The 23,485-nt window shown below is 68.3% G+C and carries 21 protein-coding genes and 1 CRISPR repeat array; of the genes, 7 read left to right on the top strand and 14 right to left on the bottom strand.

The features are described from left to right. Positions 1 to 103 precede the first annotated feature (103 nt). From cas2 to PUR71_RS10040, 7 genes are read right to left on the bottom strand one after another with little or no spacing between them, the layout of a single operon-like run. On the bottom strand, positions 104 to 367 hold the full coding sequence (cas2, locus tag PUR71_RS10070) for a CRISPR-associated endonuclease Cas2 (RefSeq protein ID WP_329926223.1): 264 nt from the start codon (positions 365 to 367) through the stop codon (positions 104 to 106). Between the two features lie 6 nt (positions 368 to 373). After that, positions 374 to 1,354: a type I-B CRISPR-associated endonuclease Cas1b gene (gene cas1b / locus PUR71_RS10065; protein WP_329926222.1), complete on the bottom strand. Its 981-nt coding sequence runs from the start codon at positions 1,352 to 1,354 to the stop codon at positions 374 to 376. A 6-nt stretch (positions 1,355 to 1,360) separates the two neighbouring features. Further along, positions 1,361 to 1,858 carry a CRISPR-associated protein Cas4 gene (locus tag PUR71_RS10060; RefSeq protein ID WP_329926221.1) on the bottom strand — a complete coding sequence of 166 codons (498 nt, stop codon included), beginning with the start codon at positions 1,856 to 1,858 and terminating at the stop codon, positions 1,361 to 1,363. Further along, positions 1,855 to 4,986: a CRISPR-associated helicase Cas3' gene (gene cas3 / locus PUR71_RS10055; RefSeq protein WP_329926220.1), complete on the bottom strand. Its 3,132-nt coding sequence runs from the start codon at positions 4,984 to 4,986 to the stop codon at positions 1,855 to 1,857. Before cas3 ends, PUR71_RS10060 begins: the two co-directional genes overlap by 4 nt. Beyond that, a complete protein-coding gene (gene cas7i / locus PUR71_RS10050; protein ID WP_329926218.1) occupies positions 4,983 to 6,008 on the bottom strand; it encodes a type I-B CRISPR-associated protein Cas7/Cst2/DevR in 1,026 nt (341 codons plus the stop codon). The genes cas3 and cas7i overlap by 4 nt, the downstream gene beginning before the upstream one ends. Next, positions 6,005 to 7,438 carry a hypothetical protein gene (locus tag PUR71_RS10045; protein ID WP_329926217.1) on the bottom strand — a complete coding sequence of 478 codons (1,434 nt, stop codon included), beginning with the start codon at positions 7,436 to 7,438 and terminating at the stop codon, positions 6,005 to 6,007. The genes cas7i and PUR71_RS10045 overlap by 4 nt, the downstream gene beginning before the upstream one ends. Continuing rightward, the gene (locus PUR71_RS10040) at positions 7,435 to 8,163 is read right to left on the bottom strand and encodes a CRISPR-associated endoribonuclease Cas6 (protein WP_329926216.1); all 729 of its coding nucleotides are present in this window, start codon (positions 8,161 to 8,163) and stop codon (positions 7,435 to 7,437) included. The genes PUR71_RS10045 and PUR71_RS10040 overlap by 4 nt, the downstream gene beginning before the upstream one ends. 2,075 nt (positions 8,164 to 10,238) lie before the next feature. Here PUR71_RS10040 and PUR71_RS10035 point away from each other — a divergent pair. From PUR71_RS10035 to PUR71_RS10025, 3 genes are all read left to right on the top strand, one after another. Then, entirely contained in the window at positions 10,239 to 11,798 is a 1,560-nt protein-coding gene (locus PUR71_RS10035) for an ISL3 family transposase (RefSeq protein ID WP_329926214.1), read from the top strand. Between the two features lie 261 nt (positions 11,799 to 12,059). Then, complete coding sequence (locus PUR71_RS10030; protein ID WP_329926212.1) at positions 12,060 to 12,458, top strand: hypothetical protein; 399 nt, start codon at positions 12,060 to 12,062, stop codon at positions 12,456 to 12,458. Positions 12,459 to 12,675: 217 nt separating this feature from the next. Next, positions 12,676 to 13,287: an SMI1/KNR4 family protein gene (locus tag PUR71_RS10025; RefSeq protein ID WP_329926210.1), complete on the top strand. Its 612-nt coding sequence runs from the start codon at positions 12,676 to 12,678 to the stop codon at positions 13,285 to 13,287. Positions 13,288 to 13,332: 45 nt separating this feature from the next. Here PUR71_RS10025 and PUR71_RS41240 read toward each other — a convergent pair whose 3' ends face one another. Both PUR71_RS41240 and PUR71_RS10010 read right to left on the bottom strand, forming a co-directional pair. Further along, entirely contained in the window at positions 13,333 to 14,136 is an 804-nt protein-coding gene (locus PUR71_RS41240; protein ID WP_443077414.1) for an ATP-binding protein, read from the bottom strand. 132 nt (positions 14,137 to 14,268) lie between these two features. Beyond that, positions 14,269 to 15,219 carry an ankyrin repeat domain-containing protein gene (locus tag PUR71_RS10010; protein ID WP_329926208.1) on the bottom strand — a complete coding sequence of 317 codons (951 nt, stop codon included), beginning with the start codon at positions 15,217 to 15,219 and terminating at the stop codon, positions 14,269 to 14,271. A 450-nt stretch (positions 15,220 to 15,669) separates the two neighbouring features. Here PUR71_RS10010 and PUR71_RS10005 point away from each other — a divergent pair, with 450 nt between their 5' ends. Further along, the gene (locus PUR71_RS10005; RefSeq protein WP_329926206.1) at positions 15,670 to 16,302 is read left to right on the top strand and encodes a class I SAM-dependent methyltransferase; all 633 of its coding nucleotides are present in this window, start codon (positions 15,670 to 15,672) and stop codon (positions 16,300 to 16,302) included. A 25-nt stretch (positions 16,303 to 16,327) separates the two neighbouring features. Here the strand turns inward: PUR71_RS10005 and PUR71_RS10000 are convergent, their stop codons facing one another. The 5 genes from PUR71_RS10000 to PUR71_RS09980 all read right to left on the bottom strand — a co-directional run bounded on the left by PUR71_RS10000 (position 16,328) and on the right by PUR71_RS09980 (position 21,312). After that, positions 16,328 to 17,170 (bottom strand): IS5 family transposase, encoded by an 843-nt coding sequence (locus PUR71_RS10000; RefSeq protein WP_329926205.1) that lies wholly within the window; start codon positions 17,168 to 17,170, stop codon positions 16,328 to 16,330. Between the two features lie 350 nt (positions 17,171 to 17,520). Further along, positions 17,521 to 18,417: direct repeats of the CRISPR family, unit length 30 nt; unit sequence GTCCTCATCGCCCCTTGGAGGGGTAACAAC. Positions 18,418 to 18,831: 414 nt separating this feature from the next. Beyond that, positions 18,832 to 19,320, bottom strand: a complete 489-nt coding sequence (locus PUR71_RS09995; RefSeq protein ID WP_329926203.1) for a hypothetical protein — start codon at positions 19,318 to 19,320, stop codon at positions 18,832 to 18,834. A gap of 28 nt (positions 19,321 to 19,348) precedes the next feature. Further along, on the bottom strand, positions 19,349 to 20,041 hold the full coding sequence (locus tag PUR71_RS09990) for a hypothetical protein (protein ID WP_329926201.1): 693 nt from the start codon (positions 20,039 to 20,041) through the stop codon (positions 19,349 to 19,351). Positions 20,042 to 20,209: 168 nt separating this feature from the next. Beyond that, positions 20,210 to 20,692 (bottom strand): hypothetical protein, encoded by a 483-nt coding sequence (locus PUR71_RS09985; protein ID WP_329926199.1) that lies wholly within the window; start codon positions 20,690 to 20,692, stop codon positions 20,210 to 20,212. Next, on the bottom strand, positions 20,689 to 21,312 hold the full coding sequence (locus PUR71_RS09980; RefSeq protein ID WP_329926197.1) for a hypothetical protein: 624 nt from the start codon (positions 21,310 to 21,312) through the stop codon (positions 20,689 to 20,691). The genes PUR71_RS09985 and PUR71_RS09980 overlap by 4 nt, the downstream gene beginning before the upstream one ends. A gap of 377 nt (positions 21,313 to 21,689) precedes the next feature. Here PUR71_RS09980 and PUR71_RS09975 point away from each other — a divergent pair, with 377 nt between their 5' ends. From PUR71_RS09975 to PUR71_RS09965, 3 genes are all read left to right on the top strand, one after another. Next, positions 21,690 to 22,124, top strand: a complete 435-nt coding sequence (locus PUR71_RS09975; RefSeq protein ID WP_329926196.1) for a hypothetical protein — start codon at positions 21,690 to 21,692, stop codon at positions 22,122 to 22,124. A gap of 492 nt (positions 22,125 to 22,616) precedes the next feature. Further along, positions 22,617 to 23,036: a DUF5959 family protein gene (locus tag PUR71_RS09970; RefSeq protein ID WP_329926194.1), complete on the top strand. Its 420-nt coding sequence runs from the start codon at positions 22,617 to 22,619 to the stop codon at positions 23,034 to 23,036. Between the two features lie 45 nt (positions 23,037 to 23,081). Beyond that, positions 23,082 to 23,462: a hypothetical protein gene (locus PUR71_RS09965; protein WP_329926192.1), complete on the top strand. Its 381-nt coding sequence runs from the start codon at positions 23,082 to 23,084 to the stop codon at positions 23,460 to 23,462. Positions 23,463 to 23,485: the final 23 nt, after the last annotated feature.

Raw genomic sequence — 23,485 nt, 5'->3', positions numbered from 1 at the left:
CCGGGATCTGCGCCGAGCCACCCCTATCACCCTGGCCCTCGTCGTCCCTCGGTGGGGAAGTGACAGGCGATTCTGCGTGCGCTGTTCCCGGATGTAGTGCCCGTCAAAGAATGTCGGTGGGGCTGGGTTCGGTGGCACCTAGCTCGATGCGTTGTGGCTTTGTGCCATAGGGCAGCGTGTAGATGAGAACGCCGTCGTAGTCCAGGTCGAGCACGTCTTGGACGGCTGCTTGGAACCTTCGTAGCTGGGCTTCGCTGAGTTGCCCTTCGAAGACGCTCCGCTGGACGTGATGGAGGTACTTGCGGCAGGTGCGGAGGATCTTGGGGTTGCGTTCCGCGGCCGTGTCGTAGACGACGATGACGTGCACGGTGTTTCACCACCAGATCCGGAAGGGCTTATAAGGGGTGCCTTCCAGGCAGTGTCGGGTGAGGGCCAGGGCATCGAGGTAGAGCAGTTCGTCGTAGGCGACCTGGCGGCCGAGGGTCCGGTGGGCGACGGTGGTGGCGAATTCGTCGCGGACTGCCTGGACGACCGTCTTGCGGCCGCTTTCGCTGAGCATGGCCTGGTTCGTGTCGCGATCGAAGTGGTGCTCCTTGAGCTGGTTGCGTGCGGCCATGCGCAGGAGCAGTCGTTCGGCGAAGAGTGGTTTGAACATCTCGGAGAGGTCGAGTACCAGCGAGTGGCGTTGGCGTTCCATGGTGCTGTGGAGGAAGGCGATGCCGCTGTGGAGGGGGGTGAGGCGTACGGCAGTGAGGACTCTGGCGTAGGTGATGCCGTTGACGTAGCCGATGAAGGCGTTGCCGGCGTTCTTGGGCGGTCGTCGGTGGCGGCCGTCGAGCTGGAGCCAGGCCGGGAGTTTGGTGTCGACGACTTCCCATGCGGAGCGGCGGAATGTTCCCTCGGCGCCCATGAGGTGGGCGGGTGTGGTGGCGTTGGCGAGGGATTCCTGCAGGACCGTGTAGGGGCGGGTGAGGAGTTTACGGTCGACGACGCGTCGAACGTTGAAGGCGCAGGAGTCGACGATGGAGCGGGCGAGGGCGAGGCCGGCCTCGGGGTCCGCTGCGAGGCGGGCCTGGGCGAGGACGGTTTCGCCGGAGGTCGCGGTGTCGGCGGTGAGCAGGGAACCCGCGTAGTCGCCATAGTGGCTGAGCAGGTGGACGTTGATGCGGTGACGGTTGAGGAGGGAGATGACGGAGGTGTTGAGGTCGACGTGGGAGCAGGCGACGATGTCGCGTACGTCGGTGACGGGGATGTGGACGTCGGGGTTGTCGTCGCGTTCGATGACGAGGGACTGGTCTTTGCGGCGGATTCGGCACGCGGTGGTGAGCCAGTAGGTTCGGGCGGCGGCGGGCATGGGTGCTTATTCCGTCCAGCAGTAGTCGGTGTAGCTGCAGCCGCGGCAGTTGGTTCGGGTCAGGCGGCTCGGGGATTCGGGTGCCGTGCAGACGTCGAGTACCCGGTCGATGTCGGCTCGGGCCTGTTGGGCTTCTTCTGCGGTGTACGGGTGCCTGTGGGTGCGGCGTGTCTTGGGGTAGTGCAGCACTGTTCCCTGGGCGTCGATTCCGATCTGCTGCAGGCGATGGCAGTAGTGGCGCCCTTGTGCTTGGTCGGCGGGTGTCGGCCGGGTCGATGACTTGACCTCGTGGACCCAGTGTCTGCCGTCGACGAAGTCGAGGCGGGCGGCACCGAGGTCGACCGGGGTGTTGCGGGTGTAGGAGGTGTCGTGGACCGCTTCGCCGAGTAGCACGGCTGTATTGAGGTGTTCGGGTCGCACGCCCCGGGCGTAGAGCCACAGTTGGCGGGGGCAGTGGTAGAGGTACTTGATGTGGACGCCGCCGACGTCGGCTTCGGTGATCACAGGACTTCTCCGGGCTGATAGGCCTGTTGGTGTGGTCCTCGCACCGCGAGCAGGCCCAGGTCGGGCTCGTACTCGGCGTCGAGGACGCGGACGTTGAGTGCTTTCTCGAAGCGGCTGAGCGGGGTGGCCCAGGCGGGCATGGGGATGAGGTACTGGTCGGCCAGGAGGCGTCCTTCGGCGTCGGTGCCTTGGGCGAGTGCCCCGGTGTAGGCGTCGCGGTCCTGCTCGAGGATGGCTTCGGTGCCGTCGAACATGTCGTCGAAGGTCTGGGCGAGGCCGGTCCGGTCGGCGAAGGGGCGGCGGAACTGGAGGAACGCGGTGTCGAAGGCGTCACGGTGGGTGATGACCTCGTCGTGCCACTGCCGGCCCCAGGGGGTGGCGGTGTAGATGGTGTTGAGCCAGGTGGTGGCGTCGGTTTCGCCGACGGGGCCGTCGGCGTGCGCGGTCAGGCGTTCCCATCCGGTCTCGACGGGTTCGCGCGGGTAGATCCCGTCGGCGAAGTCGCCGGCCTGGCCGCGTCGTCGGGTCCAGGCGGGGGAGTGGACGATGACGTCGGCGGGCTGGCGGGAACCGAGACGGTTGATGCGGCCGAACCGCTGGAGCAGGGCTTCGAGTGGGGCCGCCGCGGTGAAGAGGACGTCGAGGTCGAGGTCGAGGCTGACCTCGACGACCTGGGTGGCGACGAGCAGGCCCGGCCTGCGGTCGGCCACGGAGCTGGCGAACCGCCCGAGGATGCCTCTTTCGATGCGGTCGCGGTCGTGGCGGGTGAAGCGCGAGTGCAGCAGGAAGGCGCTGTCGTCGCCGTGGAGCGCGCGTGCGTACGGGGCGAGTTCCTCGAACAGGCCGCGTGCGTGGGCGACGTTGTTGGCGACGACCAGCACGCTCTGGTTCCGGTGGAGGCGTTCGCGGATCTCGTCCGCGGCCTGCTCGTCGAGAAGGTGGTGGTGTCGGATCTGCAGGTGGTGCCGGGGTGGCAGGCCGAGGTCCGGGGTGTCGACAAGCGAGGGTTCCGTGACGAGGGTTTCGGTGAACAGCTTCGTGAGGACGTCGGGCAGGGTGGCGGAGACGACCGCGATGCGGCCGCCCAGGCGCTCCCACAGTCGGGCGGAGGCGAGGATGTAACCGAGGCGTCGGGGATCGTAGGCGTGCAGCTCGTCCAGGATGAACACCGAGTTGGCGGCGTCGGCGAGCATGCCGGCGTGGGCGGGTCCTGCGAGTGCGGCGCGCATCAGCTGATACGGGGTGCCCACGCGTACGCTCTCGCGGAAGAGCTTGGTGGCGGTCGCCCTGGAGAGGGCCTTGGCGGCCTCGTCCGCCCGGCACGGCCCGGTCTCCTGGTCTTCCTCGTCCCCGCCGTCGGCGGCGTCGATCGCGGCGGCCAAGTGGTAGGAGGCCGCGCGCGAGTGGGCGACGCCGATGAGTTCCGGGTCGCCGAGGAGGTCGGCGAAGCGGTCGGCCATCGCGTTGATCGACGCGAGGTAGGGCAGGGTGAAGAACACGCGCGGCACACCGCCGCCGTGTGATGCGATGTCGACGACCTGGCGTGACGCCCACAGCAGGACGGCCTCGGTCTTGCCGCTGCCCGTGGGGGCCCGCAGGAACAGGTGACCGCTGGTGACGGCCGCACGGAGCTGGTGTTCCCGCAGGGTCCTGCCCTGGGCCGTCATCTTCTGTTCGAGAGCCGCGCGGAAGCTGTGGTCGAAGGGCTGTGTCGTGTGGAGGGAGCCGTGGGCGGAGGAGAGGTGGTCCGCGAGCGTGACCGCGCCCTGGAGCAGGACCGCGGTCAGGCCGGTGTCGGGGTCGACCCGCCTTTCCCAGCGTTGGAGGAGGGCGGTGAGGGTCCTGTGGGCCGAGGCGATGAGTTCCTCGGCGTCGAACAGATCGCCATGGCGATGTCGGACGGTGGGGAGTCCTTCGTCGGCGGCGGTCGCGTGCAGCCAGTCGAGCAGGGCCCTGACCGTGTGGCCGTCGATGGGGCCGATGCGCGTGGCGAGCTCGTCGGCTGTCAGGCCCTCGTAGAGGAAGCGCAGGTCCCGGCCGTCGGTACCGCTCAGGGCCCGGTGGTGGGTGGCGACTGCGGCCGCTACCCACGCCCTGACGTCCTCGTCCGGGACAAGGGCGTCGAGGAATCCCAGGGAGGCGACCTCGTGGCGCTCACCCCAGGAGCGCGTGAGCCCTCGGACCATGCGCTGGAAACCGTCCGGGAGTTTCCCCGTGTCGTGGGTCAGGCCGCCCAGCAGGACAGCCTGCCAGAACCGCCCGCCGGTCTCACGCTCGGCGACTTCGATCCGGCCGACGCGGCGGGCCACTTCGACAGCCGCCTTCAGCGTTTCGTTCAGGTGCGCGGTGAGCGCCTCCGGCGCAGCGCCGCCACGTGCGCTCTTCGCCAGCACGGACGCCAGCCGATCGGGCACGCCTCCCGCCTGGTGGCCGACCGCCGCCCTCCGGACCGGTGCGACGCCGGCGCCGCGGGTGAACAGGACTGCCGGATGCACGGGAGGCAGAAGCGAGACGGCCTGACCGTCGGCTTCCGACCAGCTGTCGGGCACCGGGATCCGGCTGCGCCCGGTGGCGTCGTGGTGGTAGTCGCCCCAGTTCGTCCGCTCGCGTCCGGGGGCCACCGCCGTGGGCAGTCGCAGCAGCGTGCCCCCCGCTTTCGGGAAGCGGGCGACGACGGCACCGCGTTGTTCGCCGTCCCGTCGGTGCAGGGTCGTGGTCTCGAGGTGGATGCCGACGAGGTCCTGGCTGCGGCCGAGGCGTAGCGGCCACACCGGTCGGCGCAGTCTGTGTCGCCACAGGTCGATGTCGTCCTGTAGCCAGATGGTGAGGACGGCTCCCGTGAGGAACTCGCGGGTCCGGGGAGCCGGGGTCGTCGCCTTGCCGGTGGCGTCCAGCGGGTGGTAGGTCTCGAGGTCGGTCCCCGTTCCGGCGGCGTGGAACGCCATCGCGAACCGCAGGTCGTGGTCGACCTGGTCCCAGCCGCCGGCCGTCCCCGCGAGCAGTCCCGCCACGGTGGACGGAGACGGGCAGGGCAGGGTGACCTGGACGCCGGGGTACAGGTGGTTGCGGAAGGAGACGACCGGTGCGGTGAGTGTGACCCGCAGCGCGGGCGTGGAGGCGGCCGTCATGCCTTGCGGTCCTCGAACCAGTCGGCGTGCAGGCCCGTTTCGATGCCCTCGGCGAGGTCGTTGATGATTACGCGGGGGTGGTCGAGGACGACGGTGCCGTCTTCGAGGAGGTCGGCGAGGTCCTTGCGGGCGCGTTCGCGTTGCTCGCCGAGGAAGCCGGGCGCCCAGCCGAGCAGGATCGGGCCGTCGAGTTCGTCGTGCCAGACCTTGATCTCCTCGCGTAGGACGTCGGCCTGGAAGACGGTCTTCCCGTCGCGGGCGCCGACGATGCGCGTGAACGGGTTGACGCCGCCCAGCATCGGGGCGAGCAGCAGCATGGACGGGGTTCGGTCGCCGTAGTGGAGAGCCTGCTTGGCGCCGCCGCGTACCGTGGCGAGCGTGCGCAGCAGGGTCGCGATGCGCTGTTGCCGGACCGGAAGGGGGAGTCGCAGAGCCGGGGTGCCCCGCAGGGTCGTCTCCTCTGCGCCGGCTTCGCGGGCCTGGGCGGATGCGGCCGGGCTGAGTGCGGTGCGCAGGCCGTTGCCGTCGGTCTCGAAGACGCCGGCGCGCGGGAGGTCCAGGAGGAGGTCGCCGGCGAGGGTGGCGGTGTAGAGCTCGTGGGAGTGGATGACGGGGTGTTCGCCCGCGGGGAAGTCGCGGCTCATGGTGCCGAAGTCCATGGTGGGGCGTTGGGGGACGACCGATACGAGGGTGCCGGTGGCCAGGACGGTGTCGCGCTGGTAGTTCTCCTTCTTCACGGCGACCATGTAGCCGAACAGGTCGTCGTCGAGGTGGAGGTCGGGCCGGCCGGCGGTGTGGGCCTGCTGTTTGGCGACGGATCCGCTGCGGGTCACGGGCGAGCGGGACTCCTGTGGGGGGAGGCTGTCGCGAAGCCAGCGGCGGAAGGCCTGGGCGGAGACGTACGGGTGAATGTCGCGGCCGACGTACAGCTGCTTGACCTTGCCGTTGTTGTCCTCGCTTTCGCCGTTGTTGGGGGCTCCGGCCACCACGTCCAGAACGATCTTGCCAACCAGGTACGTCACTGTGCGTCCTCCTCCGGTGCGAACTTCACGGAATCGATGTCGAGAGGGTCGAAGTCCTCGTCGGTGTCCTCGCCGGGCTTCTCGGGCTTCCAACCGAGGGTGTTCAGTTCCTGCAGGACGCCGACCAGGAACATGTCGCGGTGGAACCACGCCGGGTTGTCCATCGCCGGGTCGAAGAGAAGCTCGAAGCACCGCTCGGTCACCAGCGGACCGACCCCTCCCTCTGGGGGTTTGACGGCCCACTGCACTCCGCTGGCCGTCAACCACCGGCGCAGCTTGCCCGTTTCACGGAACATCGCCCGGAAACTGCGCAGGTTGCCGGCGGACGTCGCGCCGTAGAGGAGCGCGGCCACGTTGCGGGCGTTCCTGGCGATCTCGGCCAGATCCTTCTCAGTCATCAGCATCACCTCGGTGGCGAAGGAACCGAGCAGTGTCGCCAGGGCCTCGGCCCGGGAACGGTCCTGCTCGGCACGGGTCAGGCAGCGCAGCAGGCGGATGTGGCCGGCGGTGACGATCCTGGCGGGCGTCCGGAAGGCGTTGCGGGCCAAGGACACGAGCCCGGGGGTCGATTGGCCGGCGTGAGCGCGGACCAGCTCCGCGAAACCGGTCCTGAGGCCGCCCAGTCGTTGGGTGCGGCGCAGCCACTCGGCGAGCGGTTGGTCCAGGGAGTACGTGTCCAGGAGCTGGCCGCGGTTGTTGTTGTTGAATACGAGCAGATCGACGGCCGCGCCGACCGGTCGGCGGTGAGTCCGCAGGGCCACCAGCGCGACCACCTCGCGTGCGTCGCCCTGTCGTGCGCCGGCGTCGCCGGTCGCGGCGATCATGCGGTTGTGATCGACCTGCTCGCTGACCGCGTGCTGCAGGAAGTCGTCGTCCCAGCTGTGCAGGGCGATGGAGGACCCACCGGTCAGGCGCACCCCGTAGGGCAGCGCGTAGAAGCTCTGAAGACACGGCTGGCACAGAGCCATGCCGTGGTGGCCGCGCGGGGTGGAGTTGCGGTAGGACTCGCTCTCGGCGAGTGGGACGTCGCGTTTGCCGAAGAACCCGACGGCCTGCCGCGAACACAGCACGCAGTCCACCGGCGGCCACGACGGCCGTCCCGGCAGGGCGCGCCACTGTCGGATGGCCTCGGTGATCTCGGGGTCTGTGCGCTTGCTGTTGCTGGGGTGGTTCATCGGCGAGTTCGGGAAGAAGGAGTAGCTGACCTTCAGCCAGAAGCCCGCCGGTCCTTTGCTGTCGCGTACGAGTGCGGCCCGTACGGCATCCCCGGTCACGCATTCGAGCGCGGCGTCGAACTCCGCTGGGGTGACGTTCTCCGGCGGACTGTCACCGGCCAACGCGGCGAGGGCGAACGCGCCCACCCGCTGCAAGGGGTGCGCGGTCAATACCAGCCGCTTCTGCTCGTCGGCGCTGTCATCCGTCGCCGTCATGCGTTCACCCATCCGAACCCGGCCGAGTTGGCCTGCCCCAAGCCCCAGCTCCACAAGGCCTGGAGTGTCTCCGGGGCTCCCGTGAGTTCCACTTCCACAGCTGCGCCGGGTTTGGCCCCCTGTCCCACGGCGAACGAGCGTTTCGGTCCGATCCAGGTGATGGCTTCCAGGTTCAGGTCAGCGTCGAGCCCCAGGGTCTCGGCCTTGCGCCGCAGACTGCCTTGGAAGTAGCCGGGCCATTCCGGTTCCGTGGGCAGGAGCCACGCTTGGCGAGTGGTCCGTACGCCTTCCTCGTCTCGGCCCGAGCCCTTCATCACGACAGGTGTCGCCGTTCGCATCACCGCGCGCCCCGACGCGAACGCCGGCGGAGACAGCGGCACGGCACCAGTAAGCCGCAGAGCCACGCCTCCCCAGTCCAACAGTTCACGTTCCGCGAAACCGGCCGCCAGGGCCGAGACCACCTCCGGGAGCGGGCTCCCGAACTCCACCACCCCACGGCCGCCGGCCGTGTACCGGCCGCGACGGCGAGGTGCCGATGCGAAGACCGGCGCACTGTGTCCGAACGGTGCCATGCCACGCGGGCCTTCACCGTTCTCGTGCAGTCGGCGTCCCAGTTCCGGAGCCACCCTCCCCAACACGTCGTAGACCAGGCCCCGTCCCGGAGCCAGAACGCTGCCCCATGGCAGCTCCGACGCAGCCGTCACAACGGCCAGCTGCACCCTCATCCGCACCCCTGCGCTCAAAACGGCATGGCAAACAAGTGGACTGACGTTCAGTCAGTCGCACATTCCAGGACCCTAGAGGGCGCCACTGACAGCCGTCACAAGATTGCGCATAGTCACGTCCAGCAGGCCGGATACGGGCTCCGCTGTCAGTGCTCCCAGTTAGGCTGGCTATAGGGAACGTTGCGGCCGGTTTTCAGAGTCACGCCGAGTCAGGCGGCATCGTCGGAGGTTCGCAGCGGGTCCGACTCACGATCTTCCTGACCAAGGGGACCCGCGGTTTCACCGCGCGAGGTCCTCATGACCTGCCGGAGCCGCCCGCGCGCCGACCCACCTGACCCGTTGAGAGGCAGTATCCGCCGTGTGCCCCGAGACCTTGGTGGGGTTCCTCATCGCCTCTCGGGGATGGCGACCATGGTCGGCGGGCCGGCACCGTTCCTCATCGTCCCGTGATGGAGTGGCTGCGCATCCCAGAGCGGGTGCCCGGTCAGCTTGGACAGGAGTCCCTCATCGCCCCTGAGGAGAACGCGGGTGCTCGCGCCCAGGCCGGGGCCGCGCAGACGGTCGCACCATGCCGGGGGAAGGCAGCCTCACGGCATTGACCCGCATGGTCGGGGCACGCGTCACGACAGGAGGCGAGGGGAACGGCGGCCAAAGCGGCGGGCCTACGGCCGACCGTTGCGGCCGGGTCCTCATCTCGTCGTACCAGTGACAGCATCGCGACCGCCGCTCAACGGCAGGCGTCTTGCCCCGGCGCGCCTCGTGGCGGCCGAACCGACTACGCCACGGTTTGGGCTCACCATGTCAGTACCGCAGGGCGAGACGGAACCCTCACCCCGCACGACCATGGTCACTTCGGCCACAGCGCGAAGGGCACGCGACAATCCACCCGTCAGTTCGAGTGCAACGTCGCCGGGATCGCCATCGATCATGGAGACCGGACCGACCGGTACTGACGGTCAATCCGGTCCAAAGCCACATCATGTGGCTATCAATCGGGGTGGATAAAACCCGATCAATCGCTCAAGTGGCCGACGGGATCCGCTAGAGCAAACGGCCTGCGCGCAGCACCGCCAGAGCCATCGTGAGCGCGCCACAGAACGAGGCTCCACCTTTTGCGATCGCCTGGGCCGGCCCAACCGGCCAGGTCACAACTGCGGCAGCCAGCCCAACGACCAAGCTGAACCACACCGCATTTGTAAGGAGAAGCCACCGCTTCATCCTGGAGAGTTCTTCCATGCCACCCTTCCCACTCAGAGAATCAAGCTTTATGACGCAAGAGCTCGACGAGCAAATGAACTGTACAGGGAAGCACGATGACACATGTTTCACGCCTGCGGGACAGAAGAATGAAATAGAGCTGAAATTTTCGAAAAGCCTAACGTTGCATCTAAAGTTTGATCACATTGGATCACTTCAGGTGCAACAGTGGCGATCCCTCTCTCCGTGACAGCTGCCGACGTAGGAGAGAGGGATCATCCGAGAAGCCCCTCAGAGGGGCGATGACAGATCGAACCCACCCAGCGGATCAACCTTTAGTTGCTACCCCTCGCGAGGGAACACTGCCAGTGTGACAGACCTTGTATCAGCAGAGTGGCCACTTCAAGCTTGCGGTCCCGTCCCGACCCGCGCCGTGAAGCGCAAGCTCAAGATGCTGCAGTACCGCTCCGAGGTGATCGAGCGCCTCGGGGTCCTCATCGCCCCTCGGAGGGGTAGCAACCTGTGCTGTCCGGTGGTCGCCACCTGCTCCCTGCTGTGTCCTCATCGTCCCTCGGAGGGGTAACAACGGGTCGAGCAGGATCGCGTCACGTGAGCCGGCGGCCGGTCCTCATCGCCCCTCGGAGGGGTAACAACGGTGGCACGAAACCTGACATATGACGCAAGAGGGCGTGTCCTCATCGCCCCTCGGGGCCAGGACAGCCAGTGCAGACTTCTCAATGCCTCTGTCAAAGCAGTTGGATGGTGTCCCGACGCTTCAGTGGCGGGTCGGGCGCTCTGTCAGCGGACGCGGCAGACTGGCTCAGGCGCGAATTCCGTGAAAGCCGCCCGGCGATCTTGAGGACTGGCGATCATGACGGGTGTCTGTCGCTGAGCTCCTGGCTGTCCTGTTCCCCCAGTTCGCGCCACTGCAGGTGGACTTGATCAGACCGGCTGGTCGGTCGATACGGGTGCATGCCCGAGGCCGGATACCGAGAGCGGCGTGCCCAGGCTGCGGGATCTGGTCCGACCGTGTTCACAGCGGCTACGAGCGGCGGATCAGCGACGCGGCGGTCTCCGGGCAGGAGTTGGTGCTGCACCTGCGGGTTCGCCGGTTCTTCTGCGATTCCGCCGAGTGCGGGAAGCAGACCTTCGCGGAGCAGATCCCAGGCCTGACGTTTCGTTATGGCCGGTGCACCGTGCCGCTGCGGAAGGCCCGCGAGGCTGTCGCCCTCGCACTGGGCGGGCGGGCCGGCGCCCGGCTGACCGAGCACCTGGCGGCCGGGATTGGCCGCGACGCCCTGATCCGTCTGGTCCGAGCGCTGCCTGATCCGCCGGCCGGGCCGGTACGAGTGCTCGGCGTGGACGACTTCGCCCTGCGGAAGGGACACAACTACGGCACGGTTCTGATCGACATCGAAGGCCGTCGCCCCGTCGATGTCCTGCCCGAACGATCCGCCGACGCCTTGGCCGACTGGCTCACCGAGCACCCCGGCGTCGAGGTGATCTGCCGCGGCCGGGCCCGCTACTACGCCGATGGCGCGGATCGCGGCGCCGCCACCGCTATCCAGGTCGCAGACAGGTTCCACCTGTGGAAGAACCTCGGGGAAGCGGCCGAGCGGCTGGTCGCCCGCCTCCGCTCGCAGTGGATTCCGCCCGCTCCGCAGAAGGCGGAGGTGGTGTTGCCCGAGGGACTGCGTGCCCAGCGCACCCGCGAGCGTCACGCCGCGGTGCACGCGCTGATGAACAAGGGCGTCAGCCACAGCCGGATCGTCGCCGAGCTCCGCCTGGACCCGAAAACGGTCCGAAAGTTCATGCGTGCTGCCACACCGGAGGAGCGGATCGGCGCGCGCCCCACAGGGCGGCAGAGCAGCCTGGACAGCCACGCCGCCTACCTGATCGCCCGGTTCAACGAAGGGTGTACCAGCGCCGACCGCCTCCACCGCGAACTCGCCGAGCGCGGCCTGACCGTCAGCGAGCGGACCGTCCGACGCTTCGTGCACCGGCTGCGCGACAACGCCAAGCCGACGGCCTGCCCGGCAGTCCCCAAGGTCCGCGAAGTGACCACCCTGATTCTCACCCATCCCGACAACCGTCCCAAGGACGGTCGCGTCATCCTTAAGGAACTCCGCGACCGTTGCCTGGACTTGGACGCCGCCTGCGAACTCATCACCCGGTTCGCCTCCATCCTCGTCAACCGCCGAGGCCAGGAAGAACTCGAACAGTGGACCGCGGACGCCGAGGCCAGCATCCTGCCCGAGCTGCGGGGATTCGCCATCGGCCTGCGCAAGGACTGGGACGCTGTCCTGGCCGGCCTAACGCTGCGCTGGAACTCCGGCCCGGTGAAGGGCCATGTAAACCGGATCAAGATGATCAAGAGGCAGATGTTCGGCCGTGCGAAGCTCGACCTTCTTCGCAAGCGTGTACTCCTCGCGTCCTGAAGATCGCAGAGGGCGGCTTTCACGTGAGTCGGGCTGCTGGGCAGGGCAGGGCAGGTGCCGCCGACCGTTGCCCGAGGGATAGCAACGCGGTTAGATCACTCTCTGAACGGTGGGCTCGTGCGGAAGCATCGAGCCCGTTGCCTTCCCCCGGTGGCGATCGCTCCTGGCTCGGCTCACCCGGCGTGGACGGGACGCCCCTGAATCAGAGCAAGTGAGGCGGATGTGGATCGGAACGTAAAGCTCCACCCCAGGTGGCAGAGGGTGTTTCTCGTGCTCATTGGCCTGGTCTTCCTTGTCATCTCTGTAGAGGGCATCACGCGGGGCCCGATCCTGGCCAGGATCTTCTACTTTGTCATCCTGCTCGGCTCGGCATGGTTCACCTACCGCGGTGCACGCCTGGGTCTGACAATCGACAAGCAGGGCATCACCGAGCGCTCACTGGGGCGGACCCGTCGCTTCGGCTGGTCCGAGCTTGGCGAGCCAACCGTCGTACAGCAGACCGGCAACGCCGCGAACCCGCTCTATGTTGTGACCATTCCGCACCGCGCCGCTGGTGAGGTCCGTCTGCCTGCAACCGCACGATTCAATCGCAACGACACGGAACGGATCCGGGACCGCGTGGCCGAGCTTCAAGTACTGGCAGAGCACCCCGCGTCGTAACAGAACGCCCGCCCGGCCGGTCTCTTCACGGAATTCGCGCCTGAGCCAGCTCCTACCGTCCCTTGACAGCGCTCAGCCGCGGGCTGTTCTTCCCAGTCGATTCGAGCTTGCCCAGCTGAGTCGATGTCGCTGGTCCCCGTTACCCTCACGACAGGCCGCAGCATTCGCGGTGGCGATGACGCGGCGTCCTGACGTCCGAACCCGATGAGGAGAGTCGGTGAGCGACTATCTCGCTGAGGTCTTCGCCATGCTCGGCCCTGGCGAGCAGCGCTTCACCAGCCCCGATGCGTGGGCCGAGTTGGAAGCCGAGATCGGCACTGACTTCCCCGAGGACTACAAGGCGGTCGTTGACGCCTACGCCCCGATGCAGATCAACGGGCACCTGTATCTCTCGCATCCGGCCACCGAGCGCTGGAACCTCGGGAAGAAGATCCGCGAGACCTCCCGGGTCTGGGCCGGGCTCGACTGGGACCGGGAGGACTGGCTGGAGCCGGAGGAGAACATCCGCGTCGCCCTCGACCTGCAGGCGGTGAGGTTCGGAACGAAGGACGGCCTGATCCCGATCACCAGCACCGATCGCGGCGAATACGTTTTCCTGGCGCCGCTGCCCGACGGCACGGGACGTCGGATCTGTGTGGTGGAGCACGACGGATCCTGGTACGAGTACCGGATGAGCTTCTCCGAGTGGCTCTACCGCTATCTGGCCGGCGAGGACATGGTCGGCCCGAACAGCTCCGCCTTTTACCCCGGTCCGGTGCGGCTTGAACCACTGCCGATGTCACCCGATGACCGCCCCACGCCGATGTACGGCCCAGAGCGCGGTATGTGACTGGCACAAGCGCGTCGGCCTGCGAACGCCCGCTGAAGCACTCATTCACAATGCGGGGGCGTCACTTCGGTGTCGTGAAAAGGGATTCCTGGGTGGTCTGGAACCGGTAGGACTCGGTGCCTGTCTGGACGAGGGTGCAGCGGAAGGTGATCCGGTCGGCGATGGCCGCGCAGAGGCGGGCGTCCCCGAAGGTCTTGTCCTACTCGGTGAACGGGGAGTTCGTCGCGACCGCGGTGGCCTTGCACTCCTCGTGCTCCGTGAAAATCTGGAACCGCAGCTTGGCACCTTTGCGGTCCAGGTTGAGATGCCGAACTCGTCCAGGCACAAAAGGTCGATCTTGCTGTAGCGGGCGATCACCGAGGAAGGCCGCCGTCCGGCGTCGGCCTCGGCGAGCTCGTTCACCAGCGCCGAAGTGGTGGTGTAGCGGACCGACAGGCCCGCCTCCGCGATCGCGGTGCCGATCCCGATCAGCAGGTGGGACTTGCCGGTGCCGGAGTCCCCGATCAGCACCAGCGGGCGGCCCTCGCGGACCCAGCCGGGGGACTTCAGGTCAGCGACGACCTCCGGCGTGACGTTCGGGTTCTTGGTGAAGTCGAAGTCCTCCAGTCGCTCGGGACGCGGGAAGCGGGCCAGCCGTAGGAGCCGCTGCTGACGGCGCACGTCGCGGTCTGCGAGCTCGACCTGTAGAAGGTCGAGGAGGAACTGCTTGTAGGTGGCTTGCTCGCGGCGGGCGGTGCCGGCGAGTTCGATGAACCGATCGCGGAACGCGGGCAGCCTCAGGTCCTGGCATGCCGCCTGGTCGCACCGAGCCCACGCACTCGCCGCTTGACGGTGCCGCCGTGTGCTCATGGCTACAGCTCGGTGCCCGGTTATCGAGTGTGGGGGTGGGGGACTGTCGCTCTGCCAAGTTCATTGTGCTGAGCTTCATCTCGATCCTGCGGGCCACCGCCGTGTGGCTGCCATCCGGGGCCTGCAGGCAGGTCAGTGCTTCCAGTGGTCGAGGTCGGGCAGCCGGATCCAGGTGTCGGCGGGGCCGGTGACAGCGCGGGCGCTGCTGGGCCGGAGACCCGCGAAGGCACAGGCGTAGGCGACGGCGTGATGGCGGTAGAGATAGCCGGCCAGGACCTCCTCAGGGGTGTCGTCAGGGAGCGGGCGACCGCCGGGGTGGAGGTCCCAGCCGTCGACGGTGCCGTCGCGGACGATGCTGCCCTGGTTGCCGCTCTTGGGGTTCGCGTAGAGGCCGTAGCCGACGGTACCGGTGGTCAGGCGGGTCATCGCGCCCGGGATGGACGGTGTACAGCCCCAGGGTTGGGTGACGATGCATCCGCCGGGAACGGTCGTGACGCCGGCGATGAGCAGGCTCTCGTCCGTGTCGTACTCGTACGGGGCGTCGAGGAAGTCCGCGACGAACTCCGCGTGCACAGGCGCTGCGTCCAGGCGGCGGATCGCCTCGGCGGCGTCGATGCCGGCGATGCAGGCGAGGCCAGTGCCGTCGTAGCGGAAGCGTCCCAGTGCCTCGATGAGTTGCCGGCCGCGCTGGACGGTGGCCTGCTCAGCTGCGGTCAGGCCGGGTTCATCGTCGGGGACGGGGAACAGATCGGGGATCGGCCCGGCCAGGGCGAGGCGGCCCGGCGACCAGCCGCCAAGCTGGGGCCGCCAGGGATCGGCACCGGCGGCCACGAGGGCCCGGGCATTGTCCGGTCGGTCCCCCGTGACAGCCTCCCACAGCGCAGTCGTCCCGTACTCCAGCGCGTCCACGTCCGAGACACGGCCCGCCAGTTCGGCCACCACCTCGGGAGAGCTGAACCCTGCCGCCCGGTGCAGAGGATGCCCCCCGCCCCACGCATCCGGGTCAGCGCCCGCGTCGAGCCGCGCGCGGATGTCGCCGTGGTCTCGCCAGCTTTCCCAGGTCACACCGGCCCAGCCCGTCATCGTGCCTCTCCGTCCTCTCCGCACCAGCGCGGGCGTCAGCCCCTCCGAACGATCGCATCCGGGTCCGACAGCCGTCGTTCCGGAGCCGATCCGGTCGGCCGATGCCTGTCGCGACGTCAGGAGCGCCGGACAGTCGCCGCGTGGGCCCAGGAAATCCGCGCCAGCAGGGCCGCGGCCGAGCACCACGGCGGCGAGAACCCGGCCGAACACCGACCGGTAACCAGGACGACCGCGTAGAGGCGAGTAAGAGGCCGCGCGGATAGGCGGATGGAGGCTGGCCAACAGCCGTGGTGGGCGCGAGTCCTTGATCACGGAGTTGCTGACGCTCTGTGATGGTTCGATCCGCTTAGATGCTTGGCTGCTACCGGCGCTGGGACCGGCGACGGGCTGCTGGAGGTTCCCGTAGTGCCAGCTGGCCGGGGGTTTCGGGGCGTGTCGCATACTGGCCGAATGAACAACGCCTCCATCCGGGACTCCTACGACGCGGTCGCGGACGTGTACGCGCAGGGCTTCACTGCGGATCTGGCCTCCAAGCCGTTGGACCGTGCCATGCTGACGGCCTTCGCCGAGCAGGTCCCGAATGAGGGCCTCGTGGGCGACGTGGGGTGCGGTCCTGCCCAGGTGGCGTGCTTCCTGGCCGATCTCGGGGTCCCGGTTCTGGGGTTGGATGTGTCGCCGGGCATGGTGGAGGTGGCCCGGGCGCGTAGGCCTGGCCTGGATGTGCGGGTCGGATCGATGCTCGACCTTCCGCTGGGAGACGGTGAGCTGGCCGGTGTGGTGGCGTTCTACTCGCTGATCCATCTCCAGGTCGAGGAGCGGCCGCTGGCCTATGCGGAGTTCGCCCGGGTGCTGCGGCCGGGAGGCCTTGTCCTTGCGGCGTTCCATGCGGGTCAGGAGGTTCGGCATCTGGACTCCTGGCTCGACCGTCCGGTCTCGCTCGACTTCTTCGCTCTTCGCCCAGAGGCGGTGGCCGCGGGCCTCTCCGCCGCCGGATTCGCAGTGGAGGCGACATTGATGCGGGGACCGTATCCGGGTGAAGCGGACACCGAGCGCGCGTATCTGCTGGCCCGCAGGCTGGAATGACCTGGGCCTGTGGATGGGTGGTCGCTCATGGTCGGCGCCGGGGGCGTGTGTCCCAGCGGTGGGTGGTCCAGGCCCGGCGGATCAGGCTGCGGACGGTGATGATGGTGTCGGCGAGGTCGAAGAAGGCGTTGATGACGGTGGTGCGGCGTTCGTAGCAGCGGGCGAGGTGGTGGAAGGCGTTCTGCCAGGCGTGGGTGCGTTCGACGTGCCACCGCCGACTCGCCTGGATCGCTGCCTTCTCGCCCTTGTGGGCGATCTGCCCGTGCAGCCCTCGACCGTTCAGTTCGCTGCGAGTGCCGGCGGAGTCGTATCCGGCGTCCAGATGCACGGTGATGTCGTCCGGCAGCGGGCCAAGTTCGCTCAGGAGGTCGAGAGTTGGGGCCAGGAGCGGGAAGTCGTGGCGGTTCGCGCCGGCCAGGACGCGTCCGAGCGGGATGCCGTAGCCGTCGGTCATCCCGGAGCGTTTCATGCCCTGCTTGCCCCGGTCGACGGGTGAGCGTCCGGCCGCTTCGCCTCCGCCGGGCGCCTTGGTGATCGCACCGTCCACCGCGATCTGCTCCAGGGCGAGGCCGACGATCCGGTCGTAGGCGTCAAGTGCGAGCTGTTTGAACTGGGCGAATACGCCGAGGCGTATCCACTCGTCACGGCGGTTGCGGATCGTCGTGGCCGAGCAGGTGGTGTCGGCGATCGCCTCGTAGGAGCAGCCGAACCGCAGGAGCTGGACGAGCTTGTCGAACACGATCCGGTCGCCGATCCGTCTGCGGTGACAGCCCAGCGGGTGGTCCGGATGGAAGACCGACCGCTCGGGCAGCAGCGCCGAGAATTGGTCCCAGAGCGGATCGGTGAGCCATGATGGCAGGACAGGCACAGGTCTCCCCAGTGATCACAGAGCGTCGCAACTCCGTGATCATCCGAGACCTGTGCCTCCTGCTGCCGGGAGCTACCCGTCGCCTATCCGCGCGAGTTCTAAGAGCAGCCAGCCCGCGGTTCCAGCCGACGCCAGTGTCACCGGGACGTGGCACGATGTCCCCGAAGACCCTTGACATCTCAACAGGCCCTTGACGGCCACGGTCCCATCCAGCCTGCTGTAGCGTCGTAGACCATCTCAGCCGGAATTTCAGCGCCACACCGGGTTCCGGAGCATCATCGAAGGTTCGCTGAAAAATCCGGCCCAAGACCAGCCCGTGCGTAGGCACGGGCCTGCGGTTTTACCGTGGGGTCCTCATCGCCCCTTGGAGGGGTAACAACTACAGCCACCACGAGGCGAGGCTACCGAGAGCCCACGTCCTCATCGCCCCTTGGAGGGGTAACAACAGTGCGACGTGCGTCGGGGCGGGCGTGGACCGTATGGGTCCTGTCCTCATCGCCCCTTGGAGGGGTAACAACTGGCTGGGGCGCTGGAGGGAGATGACCAGGGCAGCCCCGTCCTCATCGCCCCTTGGAGGGGTAACAACATGAAGACGGGAGGCAGACCGCCCACGGGGCACCTCGTCCTCATCGCCCCTTGGAGGGGTAACAACTGGGCGGTGCGGCGGCGCCGGATGGCGGCGGCCCAGGTCCTCATCGCCCCTTGGAGGGGTAACAACGGCCGCCTCCTCCCGCCACTTCTCGGCCGTCCAGGTCCTCATCGCCCCTTGGAGGGGTAACAACATGCGCTCCCGCGGGGGACCGAGAACTGCATGACTCGTCCTCATCGCCCCTTGGAGGGGTAACAACAAGATCGGTGGATGACCAAGCGCCCGGACCCGGCTAGTCCTCATCGCCCCTTGGAGGGGTAACAACCTCACGGCGGGCACCTCCAGGGTGGTGGCGGGATCCCGTCCTCATCGCCCCTTGGAGGGGTAACAACGGTGTGGAGGATCCAGTTGCCGCTGTCGCGGGCGGCTGTCCTCATCGCCCCTTGGAGGGGTAACAACAAGCACACCAGCTCGGCCGTCAGCAGGTCCGGGCCGGTCCTCATCGCCCCTTGGAGGGGTAACAACCCTCGGTGGCGGCGTGCTGTGCCTGCTCGGCGAGCTGGTCCTCATCGCCCCTTGGAGGGGTAACAACCGGTAGCTGCGCGGCGGGTTGGTCTCACTGCGGATCGTCCTCATCGCCCCTTGGAGGGGTAACAACACGTGCACTGGGAACCACCACCGGCCACCCTCAGGGAGTTCTTCCCTCGGAGGGGTAACAACGTGTCCGGGATCGGCAGGGTGTCGCTCAGGATCGCCGGGTCCTCATCGCCCCTCGGAGGGGTAACGACGCGATCTCGCCGTCGCCGTGGTGGCCGCTGACGCCGGTCCTCATCGCCCCTCGGAGGGGTAACAACGACGCCGACGAGACGGCCCGTTATCTGGCCACGCCCGTCCTCATCGCCCCTTGGAGGGGTAACACCTGATCCTGCGCGTTCGGCCTGGCCGGTCCTCATCCCCTTGGAGGGGTACCGGTGCGTGGGTGTCCGCCAGCAAGGTCACCGTCGCTCCTTTGCTCGCGTCCAGGCCGCCCCGTCCGAGTGATCCTCTCGAAGTGGGGAAGGAAGGCCGGAACTCAGCTACGGGCGGCAACGGCGATCATCGGCCGCAGGACCTCGGCCGCGGGGGTGCCCGCGAGGTAGACGATCAGCTTCTCGCGGTGGCTGGGCGGGATCCCGTGGGTGAGGCCCGCCGCGAGCAGGGCGGCCACGTAGGCCTGCTCCAGGATTGGGGGTGGGAACCGCCGGCGCAGCTCGGCGCGCAGCCGGGCGGCTTCGGCGTGTCGGCCCTTGCGGTCGGCCCTGACGAGGTCGACGGCCAGCCGCACCGCGGGCAGCACCGCGGCCAGTCGGAGCTGTTGCTCCGGGCCGGTGGTGCCCGTGCTGAGGAAGTGCGTCAGACGCGGGCCGTAGCGCCCGGCCAGTTTGCGCAGTTCCCTCGGAGCTGAGGGAAGTTCCGGATTGGGGTTGCCCTGACTGCACCAGTCCAGCCGGGCCGTGTCCCGCCAGAACCGCGGCGGATCCTCGAACCACGCCCACCGCACTACGGGGGAGAGTCCGGTCACCGGGAGCCCGGTGGTTCGGAAGCGGTGCTCAGGTCGGACGGCGAACTCGGTGCCGTCGTCGCCGCGGAAGGCCAGGACGAGCTCCCAGGTGCAGCAGGAACTGCGGATCCGCGCGGTGACGATGAAGCGCTGCGACTCGTCCCGGGGCCAGCCGCACGTGGGTACGGTCGAGGAACGGGCGGGCACCGACACGTCCACGGGTGAACTCGTCCACCTGCCAGAGTTCCGGATGTTCCTGGTCGAGGTCGAGTTCCAGCTCCGGTACGCCGCTGACACCCTGCGGGAGCCGGGAGACCAACGCTCCGGTGAGCGGTTCGGCGCGGTCGATGACCTCAGCCGTCAAGCCGCGCAGGGTGAGGTGGGCGTCGGAGCGGTTGATCACGGTCACAGACAGCTCCGTGGTCGCGAAGTCCACGCCCCCGTGCCCGCGTGCCCACTCGGCCACGTCCTCCTCGCCCGGGCGCTGACCCGGCAACAGTGCGGGAGGTACCTCCAACGCCGCTCGCGAGGGGACCACCAGCCACTGGCCGGGCTCGAAGTACTCAACGAGGACGTCCACCGTTCCGGGGCCCGTCGGCCGCACCAGCCGCTCCGCCGCGTGGAGGTGCACGCCTCCGTGCACGCTTCCGGCCTGCAGCACCGAGCCGTTGACGGTCGCCCCGTCGGTGAGGAGGTTCTCCACCGAGGAGGTCGAGGACGGTTCCGGGTGATCCTGCGGCATGATTCCATGCTCGCAGCCGCGGAGGGGACCCGACGAGCGTTTGCCAGAAACTCCCGTACGGTCAGGGGGGAGGAACGACCTTAGCTGACCGAGAAGTTGGGGGCACGGAAGCGTCAGAGGTCGGGGCGCGGCAGCGCCGACAGTCAGGGACACGGCAGCACCTCGGGGTCATTCCACCAGGGCGGCGGCGATGCGGCGAATCGTCTCGCGGTGCTCCGCCCGGTCGGCGGGGTACAGGACCGCCGGCACATCGGGGTTGGACGCCGTCCACAGCATCGCGATGTGGGTGAGCAGAGCGAACAGGATCCGGGGGTCGAACCGGGTCGAGACCCCGGCCCTTGCCCTGCAGCTCGGCGATGACGGCGCTCTTGTCGCGCACCTCGGAATGCCGAGTTCGTTGAGCGCGTCACCGTGCTCCAGCCGCTGCCAGGTGATGATCCGGAGGCCGTCGGGGTGCTCGGCACAGAGGTCGCTCGGGCTTGCCGTGAACCCGACAGGTCGTTCACGTCGAGCGGCACGTTCACGACGATCTGCTCGACCAGGGCGGCGGAAGCGGCACGGTCGATCAGCCCGCCGGAGGCGGCTCCGGCGGCCACTCCGCTCACCGAAGGCGGCAGACTCCCGAGACCAGGCGAGACCTGGGGATGTCACGAGTTCAACGCCTCGACAACTCGCGCCCGGATCGCAACGGCTGCCGGCACTCCGCTTCGCCCTCTCCACCACAGGCCTCGGTCGCTTCGGTCGCTGCCCGACTCCGTGCAGGCAATCGGCCCACGCCGAGCCCGCCAGTGATCGACACCGGCGGATGGGACCACCCGTGGCACAGGCCTGCGGTCGTGATGCCGGGCAGCCGGGCGACAGCCGGCACAGATCGGAAGAACAGACTGAAGGGGCGTAGCCGATGACGCTCTCGAGAGCCTGACGGCACTGCAAGGCTGCGCCCGGATCGCCTCCAGCAGCGGTCGCCGGTTGTCGGCGGGCATGACCATCGTGTTGTAGACGACGGTGTCGATCGACCAGTTCGGGTTGCGGGTGATCGGCGTCAGGTCATCGGGCACCGATTGTCCGGCGAGAACGAACAGGTCGGCGGCGTGCAGGCCGAGGACCGGCCCGAGGTCATTGAGTAGCCGTCCGCCCGGCGGCTGCCCGCCGAGCAGGGCTTGCAGCTCTACTGGATCGGTGCCGGCCGCCGCCGCGAGCGTGGCGGAGTCGAGCGCCCGCCGGCCGGCCAGGTGCGCCAGCAGCGCGCCGAACCGCAGAAGAACCGTCATACCGTCAGCCTAACGACGACCGATGGCCGTAGTGAGGCGTCGTCTGGAGCTACGGTTTCCCGGCCGCCTGCCTGTGCCGCCAGATGCCGCGCTCCCGCTGCCGCGCCCTGGTCGGCCGCCCGGCTGGCCCGCTGCGCCCTGCCCGCCGTCCCCTGTTCCGTCCCGCCGTCCTCGCGGGCTCAAGGATGAATGGGGGTGCGGCCCGACGGGAGTAGATGGAGCATGTGGCTCGTGCTCGGGTTCGTCGTCCCGCGCCCGCCGCTGCGCGCCGTCCCGTCGCTGAGCCGGGGCGTCGTCCCGCCAGCCGTCCCTGCCGCTGCGACCCCAGCCCGGGCTACGCTGCGCCCAACCGTACAGGGGCGAACGAAAGGGAGCACATGGCGGAGATCGTCGTACCCGGACCGGAACCGGACTGGCAACCGGCCACCAACCCGCCGTACTACACCGGCAGGAATCCCGCCGCGCAGACCAGCCTCTGGGAAACCGCGGCGAGCACCTTCCGGATGATCGCCGGCCTCAAGGCACCGTTGGACGCCCTCGCCGCCCGGCTGCGCCTGAGCGTGGAGCGCAGCTGGGCGGACCTCGGGGCGGTGGATGCCGCCGTGTTCAGGGTCGACCGGCGGCGCTTCGCACTCAGCCTCATGCCGGACGGGCAGAGCGAGACATGGGTGTGGTTGCACCGCTCCCACGAGGACGTCGACGACGCGCTGCGGGTGCTGCTGGACGCTCTTGGGCTGGGCGACGACGCCGTGGTCTTCACCGGCGGCCCGGACACCGGCTTCCACTACCGTGACATCGGCCGGCCCGCCTGAAGCACGTCCTGTCAACCAAGTCGCCGTGGTCCTGGTCGACGTTCTCGTCCTGCTTTGCCGGGCCGCCTGAGCGGTCTCCTCGCCGCAGTCTTGGCGTGCTGCGTCGGCGCCATGACCGTCCGGTTGCGCCGTGCCGCCGTCGCGGGGGCCACCGTTCGGCCGCAAGCCCGGCAATTTCCCCTGGGACCCTGTGTGCGGTGCGCAGAAGTACCCGGTCCCGCACGAACTCGTCGAGGAGGCGACGCCGCGTATCGATCGTGAGCGCCCGTTGGGCGTTGAGGGGCCTTCGGACCGGGCCCAGCGTCCGTGCCTCCGGGGTTGCGGGTGTGAGCTCTGGTTGTGCAGGTGGCCATCGAGAGCAGTTGTTGGTGGCTTTGAAGGCTAGATGCCTGCCAGTGGCGCGCGGAGGGTCGGTGAGAAGTGAGAGCGCCCTGGGTGTGTCGGTGTCGTCCGGAATGATGCCCTTGTTCGAGATCGAGTGGGAGGGCTGTGATGTACGACGCACTGGACGATCTGATCCACCTTGCTGACCCGCCAGGGACGAGCGGTCATGTCGTCGCGTTGCGGGTGCTGCAGCGACCGGAGCCGGGCGGTGGGTTCCTGGACTGTGAGTTCGTCGTGTCGACAGAGACCGTCACCGGCAACTTCCGGGTGGGGATCTCGGCCTTCGAGCTCGACCTGTGGGAAGAGGCTCTCGACAGCCTTGCCGGGAACAGGTTCGTCTCATGGCTGAACTCCGGCCGGACGGTCCAGCTGAAGATCAAGCCGCTCAGCCCCAGGGCGATCGGGGTGTCGATCAGCGATGACCCGTCCTCGCAGGTGACGGTCAGCCTGCCCATGTCCCCGCCCGCGGGTTGGATCGAAGACCATCGAGCGCGTCTGGTGAAGGCTCGACAAATCCTTTCAGGCTGACCATGCGGGACGCCTGTCCGACCAGCACCCCTCGGAGGAGCTGACATGCGGCACCTCACTCCCGCCTTTGCCCTCAGCACCCTCCAACGCGGGAAGCAGATTGAGCAGTTCCTCGGCGCCATCGAAATCGACGGCCGGCCCGGGCTCCGCTGGATCGCCCTAAGCCCCGGCCGTGCGGGCATCACCATCTACCTGAGCGAGGTGGAAGACGTCGGCACCGACGCCTTCCTCGACATCACCGAGTTCCCATCCCTGGACCCCGAGGACGAGACCTGGGGACGGAAAATCGCTGTCCTGCGCACTCCCGAGGAGGCCCTGTATCTGTCCGAGCGTGAACTCGCCGCAGACCCGCAACGCTGGGTCAACGACGGCATCGTCTGCGACGAGTACCAGGACTTCCGGACCGCACGCAGGTCGAACCCGTGAGAACCGGCGTGCGAGTCAAGGAG

This window comes from Streptomyces sp. SP17BM10 (assembly GCF_036322405.1).
Lineage (GTDB): Bacteria > Actinomycetota > Actinomycetes > Streptomycetales > Streptomycetaceae > Kitasatospora.
This window is presented reverse-complemented; position numbering and strand designations above follow the sequence as displayed.